Source organism: Acinetobacter sp. YH01009, from assembly GCF_013420765.1.
In the GTDB taxonomy this organism is placed as follows: Bacteria; Pseudomonadota; Gammaproteobacteria; order Pseudomonadales; family Moraxellaceae; genus Acinetobacter; species Acinetobacter amyesii.
This window is the reverse complement of the sequence record NZ_VOYE01000006.1, coordinates 179875-189109: the sequence shown is the minus strand read 5'-3', so window position 1 is coordinate 189109 and position 9235 is coordinate 179875. Positions and strand designations below refer to the sequence as shown.

The 9235-nt window shown below is 38.2% G+C and carries 9 protein-coding genes, 1 tRNA gene and 2 pseudogenes; 6 read left to right on the top strand and 6 right to left on the bottom strand.

Annotated elements, in window-relative coordinates; genetic code table 11:
• Together FTT76_RS08570 and FTT76_RS08565 are read left to right on the top strand one after the other, a co-directional pair.
• On the top strand, positions 1-479 hold a 479-nt coding region (locus FTT76_RS08570; RefSeq protein WP_180190400.1), incomplete at its 5' end, for an RNA-guided endonuclease TnpB family protein.
• Positions 480-683: 204 nt separating this feature from the next.
• Positions 684-1655, top strand: a complete 972-nt coding sequence (locus tag FTT76_RS08565) for a cation diffusion facilitator family transporter (protein ID WP_180012416.1) — start codon at positions 684-686, stop codon at positions 1653-1655.
• A 25-nt stretch (positions 1656-1680) separates the two neighbouring features.
• Here FTT76_RS08565 and FTT76_RS08560 read toward each other — a convergent pair whose 3' ends face one another.
• The 3 genes from FTT76_RS08560 to gltX all read right to left on the bottom strand — a co-directional run bounded on the left by FTT76_RS08560 (position 1681) and on the right by gltX (position 3852).
• Complete coding sequence (locus FTT76_RS08560; RefSeq protein WP_078189395.1) at positions 1681-2022, bottom strand: hypothetical protein; 342 nt, start codon at positions 2020-2022, stop codon at positions 1681-1683.
• Between the two features lie 154 nt (positions 2023-2176).
• Positions 2177-2252 (bottom strand) — tRNA-Glu (locus tag FTT76_RS08555).
• 91 nt (positions 2253-2343) lie between these two features.
• Entirely contained in the window at positions 2344-3852 is a 1509-nt protein-coding gene (gene gltX / locus FTT76_RS08550) for a glutamate--tRNA ligase (RefSeq protein ID WP_168378189.1), read from the bottom strand.
• Positions 3853-4145: 293 nt separating this feature from the next.
• On the opposite strand from gltX, the gene FTT76_RS08545 reads away from it, so the two are divergent.
• Positions 4146-4808, top strand: coding sequence for an IS1595 family transposase (locus FTT76_RS08545; RefSeq protein ID WP_180020837.1), 663 nt, complete (start codon positions 4146-4148; stop codon positions 4806-4808).
• Between the two features lie 22 nt (positions 4809-4830).
• On the opposite strand, the gene FTT76_RS08540 is transcribed toward FTT76_RS08545, so the two are convergent.
• Positions 4831-6096, bottom strand: coding sequence for a transposase (locus FTT76_RS08540; RefSeq protein ID WP_257235058.1), 1266 nt, complete (start codon positions 6094-6096; stop codon positions 4831-4833).
• 72 nt (positions 6097-6168) lie between these two features.
• Between FTT76_RS08540 and tnpA (FTT76_RS08535) the strand changes: the two are divergent.
• Positions 6169-6441: pseudogene (gene tnpA / locus FTT76_RS08535) on the top strand (IS200/IS605 family transposase); the annotation flags it as partial.
• Between the two features lie 58 nt (positions 6442-6499).
• Here the strand turns inward: tnpA (FTT76_RS08535) and tnpA (FTT76_RS08530) are convergent.
• Entirely contained in the window at positions 6500-6898 is a 399-nt protein-coding gene (gene tnpA / locus FTT76_RS08530) for an IS200/IS605 family transposase (RefSeq protein WP_152873595.1), read from the bottom strand.
• 39 nt (positions 6899-6937) lie between these two features.
• Between tnpA (FTT76_RS08530) and FTT76_RS08525 the strand changes: the two genes are divergently transcribed.
• Positions 6938-8155: an RNA-guided endonuclease TnpB family protein gene (locus tag FTT76_RS08525; RefSeq protein ID WP_152873594.1), complete on the top strand. Its 1218-nt coding sequence runs from the start codon at positions 6938-6940 to the stop codon at positions 8153-8155.
• Positions 8156-8326: 171 nt separating this feature from the next.
• Positions 8327-8458 (top strand): annotated as a pseudogene (locus FTT76_RS08520) (transposase); the annotation flags it as partial.
• A gap of 138 nt (positions 8459-8596) precedes the next feature.
• Here FTT76_RS08520 and FTT76_RS08515 read toward each other — a convergent pair.
• A complete protein-coding gene (locus FTT76_RS08515; RefSeq protein ID WP_180039355.1) occupies positions 8597-8890 on the bottom strand; it encodes a hypothetical protein in 294 nt (97 codons plus the stop codon).
• Between the last annotated feature and the right edge of the window lie 345 nt (positions 8891-9235).

The following is a 9235-nucleotide window of genomic DNA, read 5'->3' as shown; positions in this document are numbered from 1 at the left end:
ATCGAAAATATGAGCAGAAATTAGGTATTGCTCAGAGAGCCAGGAATAAGAAGCGTGTTCGTGCATTACACGCCAAGATTGCAAATAGTCGAAAAGATCATTTGCATAAAGCAAGCACCAAGCTTGTGAATGAAAATGCATTGATTATTGTAGGTGACTTGAGTGCTAAAAAATTAGTAAAAACCAAAATGGCAAAATCTGTTTTGGATACAGGATTTTCTGCACTAAAAACAATGCTCAAGTATAAATGCGAGAACGCAGGCGTATTGTTTGAAGAAGTCCAAGAAGCCTATACCACCCAAATCTGTTCGTGCTGCGGTGAGATCACCTCAAGTAGTCCAAAAGGTAAGACAGATCTTGGAATAAGAGAATGGGAGTGCATGAGCTGTGGTACAGTTCATGATCGAGATATAAACTCAGCTCTAAACATTCTTGCGCTTGGGCATAAGCGTCTAGCTGTAGGAATCACCCTCTTTTAAGGGGGTGAGGATGTCAAAAGTAATTTCAGTCATCTAGATCGCGAAAAATTAATTTGAATAAATTGAAAGTAGATGCTGAAAAAGCAGTTTTAAAGTTTGAAGGTAAAACGTAATACTGAAGGTTGAATGATGTAATTTTATTACGTTTACTGCACCTGTTAAGCTCAAGACTGAAGAACATATAATTTATAAGGTCAGAAAATAATGAGTGAGCATCATGGGCATGACCACAGCCATGCCGTTGTCACAGAAGGGAATGTCAAAAAATTAAGTTTTGCCTTAGCACTGACCACGACGTTTTTGATTATTGAAGTCATTGCTGGATTTATGACGCAAAGTTTGGCGCTATTGTCAGATGCGGCACATATGTTCACCGATGCTGCAGCCCTTGCCATAGCATTGGTCGCGATCAAAATTGGCAAGCTTCCTGCTGATAACAAACGTACCTTTGGCTATCAGCGTTTTGAAATTTTGGCAGCCTTGTTTAATGCCTTGATGCTATTTGTGGTTGCGATTTATATTTTGTATGAGGCCTATCAGCGCTTTTCAACGCCGCCGGAAATTCAAAGTATGGGCATGATGATTGTGGCCGTCATCGGTCTAATCATTAACTTAATCTCGATGCGTATTTTATTTTCCAGTTCACAAGAAAGCTTGAATGTGAAAGGGGCGTATCTAGAGGTGTTAAGTGATGCCTTAGGTTCGGTCGGTGTGATTATTGGCGCAGCGATTATTTATTTTACCGGCTGGATGTGGGTCGATACGCTTATTGCGGTGCTCATTGGCTTTTGGGTCTTACCAAGGACTTGGATTTTACTCAAACAAAGTATCAATATTTTATTGGAAGGTGTGCCTGAAGAAATCGACATAGAAAAATTACGCAATGATTTATTGGCACTCAAAGGGGTGGAGAGTATTCACCAGTTAAAGGTCTGGGCAATTACGTCAAAGAATGTGCATTTGACGGTTCATCTCTTTGCACCTGAAGCCGATCGTAATGCCTTGTATTTTGAGGCGATTGAAATGTTGCAACATGAACATGGAATCACGGAGATGACATTGCAAATCGAAGAAGATGAATGTGTAGTACACCAACACACTCAAAAGTCTGATCATGCACATGAGCATCATCAAGATGATCACGCACATTCTCATGATGAATCACATCAGCACTAATGCTAATGTGATTTAAATGGCCTGTTTAGATTTCCCACTCATGATTACATTCGCGGCATTTCCATTTTTTCTGTGATTGCATAAAACCTTGCATTGAAATTTTAAAATCTGGCAGGTCGCGGTAGAACATGAAGCCTGCAATCAAGCAAGCAATAAATACAACAACAGTCGCAGTTTGTAATGTAGTGCCTGCACCGTCGCCAAAAATCCACATTGCGATGCTGATAATCACCAACAGTAAAAGAATAAATACCGCAGGGATGAGGATAATCAGGCTTTTAGGCACGACAGGACGAGCAACAGGCTGGCCTGCTTGCGCAAGAGGCATAATTTTAGGGCTTTGACATTTAGGGCAACGGTATTGCATTGCAACTCCATAATTTTAATCTATGGTTTATTTTAATCAGAATGACGCAGAAAGCAAAAATACCGTAAATTTATATTAGATAAAATTTAGGCAATAAAAAACCCAAGTCATAATGCTTGGGTTTTTTATAAGATGATTTGTATCACCTTGAATATGGCGTCCCTACGGGGATTCGAACCCCGGTTACCGCCGTGAAAGGGCGATGTCCTAGGCCTCTAGACGATAGGGACAATTTGAGGCAACTTAGAGTTGGTTGACACCATCTCTCGGTATGGGCGCTATATTAGGGGGATAACGCCCATCCGTCAACTAAAAAATCAATTAAGCTTCATCAACTGCATCATTTTTCGGCAGTTTTAGGCTTTCATTGAGTTTTTCCCATGCTTTTGTTTCTTTTTTACTCGGACCGCCCACAATTTCAAGCGCATGACGTAAGCGAGCAAAGGTTAAATCAGGACCAATGGTTACCATCGATTGCATAACCGGTGTCGAAGATGTTGAACCTGCAATAGCAATAAAGAAGGTTGGCATGAAGTCACGAAGTTTAATATCCATTTGGTTCGCCAAATCCATAAGCGTTTGGCTGACAGTATCATTGTTCCAAGTGAACATGCTTTCTAGACGCCAAATGGCAAATTGAAGGCTTTGACGAACTTGTTCTTCGGTCAATTTTTTGCTTTCAAACTGTTCTTTGCTGAGTGTTGGGAATTGGTTGAAATAAAAACCTGCCCAATTCACTGCTTCAGACAATAAATTAATACGCGGTTGAATCGCAGCGGCGATTTCTTCCAAGGTATTACGATCTGATTTCCAAGCCAGTAGGGTATCGAGCAATTGACCCGGTGTTAAACCTTTAATCCATTGACCATTTAACCAGTTTAGCTTTTCAACATCAAAGATCGGACCGCCTAGTGATACACGTTGAATGTCAAAGTGTTCAATCATCTCAGCCAAAGTGAATTTTTCACTTTCATCTGGCATTGACCAGCCCATACGGCCTAAATAGTTCAATAATGCTTCTGGTAAAACGCCGATGTCTTTGTAGTAGTTAATTGAGGTTGGGTTTTTACGTTTAGACAGTTTTGATTTATCTGGGTTACGTAACAGTGGCATGTGGCAAAGCACAGGCATGTCCCAACCAAAATATTTGTACAATAATTGGTGTTTAGGCGCAGATGGAATCCATTCTTCACCACGAATCACGTGAGTGATTTCCATTAAATGGTCATCAACCACGTTTGCCAAGTGATACGTCGGTAAACCATCGGTTTTCAGTAGAATCTGCATGTCGACTTGCGCCCAAGGAATTTCGACTTCACCACGTAGTAAGTCGTTAAATTTACAAATTCCTTCTTCAGGCACTTTCATACGAATGACATGCGGTTCACCAGCAGCCAAACGCTGTGCCACTTCTTCTGCAGTGTGTTTTAAGCCACGACCGTCATAACGCGGTGATTCACCACGTGCTTGTTGTTCCGCACGCATTTGATCGAGTTCTTCTGCGGTTGCAAAGCAGTAGAATGCATGGCCTTTTTCAACCAGTTCCAAAGCATATTGTTTATAAATGTCCATACGTTCAGATTGGCGGTATGGTGCATGAGGACCACCCACATCTGGACCTTCTGACCAGTTCAAACCTAACCAACGCAATGAATCTAAAATCATTTTTTCAGATTCTGGCGTAGAGCGCAGTTGGTCTGTATCTTCAATGCGAAGAATAAATTCACCGCCATGTTGCTTCGCAAAACATAAGTTAAATAATGCAATATAAGCAGTCCCAACATGCGGGAAACCAGTAGGAGAAGGTGCGATACGAGTACGAACAGTCATAATCAGCTTTTAATCAGAATGTAAATTGGGATCTATTATAACGAAAAAGCCTGATCACTTAATGCTTAAATGAACTACTCGGAGCTAAAGCAACCGAGTTTTTGTAGTGCAACCTAAGTTGCACACATCTCTTTTGACGCTTCTACGGTACTGCGAAAAGAAGTTTTGACACCTCTAGTCGTCTTACGAACACCTCTACGCCCACTAGATGATAAATAATTACCATCCAACTGTGTTCCACAGTCTAAAACTAAGGCTCTAGACTAGCAGAATAGATATTTTATTCTAGAATCATGATAGAAAACAGTAAATTAAGTCACTATAAGATTAAAAAAATTATTCAGTGCTTTTGCATTGATATTCCTGCTTCTAAAACAGCCTTATTGCTTAACTTGAACCGTAATACCATCAACTATTGGTACATGCTTTTTAGAGAAGCAATCTACGATCATCAAACAGATTTAAGAGCAAAGTTTGTAGGTTCTATTGAAGTTGATGAGAGCTATTTTGGAGCAAAAAGACAACGTGGTTTTCATGGGAAATTGAAGCGAGGTCGAGGTACTTTAAAACAACCTGTATTTGGAATATTTGAAAGGAATGGTCGAGTTTATACAGAAATAGTCCCTGATTGTAAAAAGACTACATTACAACAAGTTATCTTAGGTAAAGTTGCACTTGAAAGTGTAATTTATAGTGATGGTTGGCGTGGATACAATGGTTTGGTAGATGTTGGTTACTCAAAGCATTTTAGAGTAAATCATGGAGCGAATGAATTTGCCAGAGGACAATGTCATATAAATGGAATAGAATCATTCTGGAGCTTTTGTAAAAGAAGGCTAGCAAAGTTCAACGGTATATCAAAAGAGTATTTTGATTATCATCTTAAAGAAACAGAATGGCGTTGGATGAGGAAGCCTAATGAGCTAGCAACAGAGTTGTGGGACCTCATTAGGTAAAACTAAGTGCAAATCTGCTAGTCTAGAGCCAAACTAATTTAATTGCTCTGTTCTTAATAACAATTGATGCATTGTGATCTGCATTATCAGCATGTCCACAACTCACGCAATTAAACCTGTCTTGGCTTTTGCGATTGTCGTGGTGAGTGTGACCGCATGAAGCGCACTCCTGACTTGTGTAAGAAGCATGAATTGTAAATACAGCCTTACCTAATTTGACTGATTTATACGTTAAGAATTCTGAAATTCTGTGCCATCCAACATTAAGAATAGCTTTGTTTAACCCTGCTTTAGCTTTAGCCTTATTTGGAACAAAACGTCCGAACTCATCTTTCTTGGGGTTAGGCTTTTTGGTCATCTGTTTGGTATTTAGTTTCTCAAAAATAAATACCTGACCAAATCCATTAACCAAACTTCGACTTGTTTTATGAGCGAAATCCTTACGGATATTGGCTTTTTTTGCATGATGCACAGCAAGTCGATGTTTAATCTTGGCTCTACGATTTGAGCCTTTTACTTGTCGAGCAAGTCTTTTTTGCAATCGTTTAATATAACGATCTGCTTTACTTAAATGTTTCTTTTGTTCTTTACTGAAATCGAATTGCTCATGTCCTGCATGAACAGGGATGGTGACACCACGATCTATACCAACAACCACCTTTTGTAGGTGTTCCTCATTCATGTCACGTAAGCGTTTGAGGTGCTTTTCTGAGTATTTATCAGCGTTGAATTTTTTACCGTCAAATTCTGCAACTTCCACATCATCTTTATAACAGAAGCCAATGAAATATTGACCTCGTTCTTTGCTAATGTGGATGGATTTTGGCTCTTTAAACTCAGCATGAGCTTTAAAATTTAAAGCTCCGATATTGAATTTCTTACCGCCAATAAATAATTTACGCTTATTGTTTTCTACTCGAAACTCAAATAAATCAGATGTTAAATGGACAGAACCTTTGTCTGATTTTTTTTTGCGTCTTGGTCGTCCACACACACCCTTAATGGATTTTTTGAGCGTATTAAACCAATTTACGGTTGAGTTCTTTTGAATGGTGCTAGGACAGTTTGCAAGCCAAGAGCTTAATTCATTCGATTTAAAGTGAGAATATTTCTGATCTTGGGTTTCATAATAGTGATTGTATGGTGTGAATTTGCGAGCAAAACCACGATAGTATTTATCTTCATCACATTTGGCATTCCAAATAAAACGAGCACAACCCATCCACTGACTTAAAATTAGTTTTTGATGTTCAGTTGGATATGCCCTTAATCTGATGCCTGATAGCAATTAAAAAACCTCTAGTGAACAAGCTTATTTTTGCTCAAAATAAGATCAATGTAAATCTAGTGTGTGGTTAATATGTACGAGTGGAGAACAGGTAGATCATGTATTTTTAACAATATTGTTCATCTAGTATTTGTTACAAAATACCGAAGAGATGTATTAACAATGGAAATACTGACTTCTTTAAAAGAGATTATGAAAGAAACTTGCTTGCAAATGAATTGTGAACTCATTGAGTTTAATGGCGAGGATGATCATATTCACATGCTTGTAAGTGTTCACCCTAAACATTCAGTGTCTAATTTAGTGGGTAAACTAAAGGGCAAAAGTTCTTATGTTTTAACTAAATGTGCGGAATTCTCCATCTATAATCTGTGATTTAGATGGAGATGGATAGCACGCCTTTTCAGTCGGGTCTTTCTTGGTTTTGGATGTATTCTCGAATTACATCAATTGTCGCTCCACCTGTTGTAAGTAGACAGTATGCCCTCGTCCAAAGCACAGGTTTCCAATAATAAGGTTTTAGTTCTTCACCGAACTCCTTGCGTATCAGTCTGCTTGATACAGTTTTTAGATTATTGATGAATTTACTTGGCATGATGTTCGGGTGCATATCTAACAATAAGTGAATATGATCAGCTTCACCATTGAACTCAATCAAGTCAATCTCCCAATCAGCACAGTTCTTTTTTACAATTTCTTCAAGCCGATTGATCATCTCATTTGAAAGGCATTTCTTGCGATATTTTGTTACCAACACTAAATGATATGTAAGTTTATAAACACAGTGATAATGTGACTTCATTACATTTACACTAAGCAATTAATTTGCTAAATTATAACCATGAAACAACCTTTTTTGAAAGCGTATAAATATCGCATCTATCCTACTTCTGAGCAGAAAGTGCAATTTGAAAAGCACTTCGGATGCACTCGCTTTATTTTCAATTGGGCTTTAGCACTTCAAACTAAAGCTCATTCTGAAACTCAAAAATTATTATCAAAAAAGGATATTCAAGACCAATTAGTTGCCATGAAAAAACAACCTGAATTCGAATGGTTGAACGAGGTGAATAGTCAATCACTTCTTAGTGGGTTACTTCACCTACACACTGCTTACAACAACTTTTTTCAGCGATTAAAGAAAGGCAAGGTTGAATTCAGAAAGATCAAAGGATATAAACCAAATCCTGATGAAAAACGCCCATTAAGTCATCTTGTCGGCTACCCACGGTTCAAATCCAAGAAAATACCGCAACGGTCTTATCAATGCCCTCAGCACGCAACAGTGAGCTTTGAGAACGGATTACTTCATCTACCTAAAATTAAAGGGATAAAAACTGTATTTAGTCGGGTATTTAATGGGAAAATCAAAACTGTCACCATTAGCAAAACAGCGACAGGTAAGTATTATGCTTCGATTTTGGTCGAGTCAGAGTTAGAACTTGTTGCATCAACAACAATTCAAGCTGATCAAACCATCGGAATTGATATGGGTTTGAATCACATGCTCATTCAATCCGATGGTAATAAGGTTGAAAATCCAAAATACTTGCGACAGGCTCAAAACCGACTATCCATACAGCAGAAGATATTTGCTCGAAAGAAGAAAGAATCAAAGAATTATCAACGTCAAAAATTAAGTGTTGCATTCATCCATGAAAAAGTGCGCCTGCAACGCTTAGACCTACATCACAAACTCACGCATTACTTGATCTGTGAAAACCAAGCGACCACGTATGCTGTAGAAGATTTAGGGATAAAAAACATGGTAAGAAATCGAAAATTAGCCAAGTCCATTTCGGATGTGGCTTGGGGTCAATTTCTTACGATATTGCAATACAAGGCAAAATGGTTCGGTAAGAATGTGCTACAAATTGGAAGATTCGTTCCAAGTTCTAAAGCATGTTCATGTTGTGGTTATACTATGACAAAATTGCCACTAAGCATAAGAGAATGGCAATGTCCTGACTGTGAAACAGTGCATGATCGTGATTTGAATGCAAGCTTGAATATACGCAATTTCGCTTTAGCTGATGCACTAGGACATAGTACTGTATAAAGAGTTCCTGTACCGCCATACTGTCAGCGCAGTGCGGTATCGAAAGGTGCAATCTCTAAGATTGCATGGGTCGCAAAGATTCCCCCACCATAGCTCTTAACTTGGTGGTGGGAGTATGTCAAGACGATCTTATTGGGATGAAATTAAGGGAAAATTATGGGCAACCACTTTTGGTCGCCTAGTTATTGCATTGTATCTTGTGGTGGTGCAAGTTTAGAAGTTGTTAAAAAGTATATCGAAAACCAAAGAACACCAACTTCTAAAAAAAATGCAAAAAAATCCATGTCATTAAAAAAGAGCTAACCCGCCCTTAAAAGAGCGAGAATGCGCTCTTTATGCATGTTCAACATTGAATGATCAGGCGTTTTTAGTGTTTTTTAGAAGACAGTGGGGGAACTGGTCTAAAACAATAGCTTGGGCAGCATTAATATGCTGATGTCGTTATGAGTTGTTACCAGAGAAAATGGCTTGAACAAAACGAGAAAAACTTTGGTTTTGTGATGCAAAGAAACTTTGAGTCGGTGCAGCTTTAATAGATGTAAATACTTTTAAATTATCGTCTGTACGGCCTTTACCTTCAGATTTTTGCTGATTAATCGCTTTTTCGATCAATGAGGTACGTTCAGCAGGCATCGTAAGTTTGTTATTCGATGCGGTGCTGGTTGCAGCACACAAAGCAGTCTGTGCAGTAACGCTTAAACTTAAGCCTAGGCATAGTGCGTATGAAAATTTCATGTCCAAATCTCCCCCTAGTTTTGCTGATGGAACTTTTTATTTGCAAAATAGTTTTAATATTTAGACTACGATTTAACCATCTTTTGTAATTAAAAAGTAGAACTACGTCACAAATTTTACAAGAAAACTAAAAAAGTCTGTACTAGGATTACCTAAATAGACTGTTTTCTCCAGATTTTTGGATGTTTTAGCAAACAACTATGAAGATAGCATGGAGATCGCTTTTGATTGTTGCTATATTAGCAGAATTAAAGCTTTAAATACGTTATTTTTAGATATCTTTAAAACAGAAATAGATTTGAATTTATATTATATATAACTGATTGTTAAAGTTATTTTTGATTT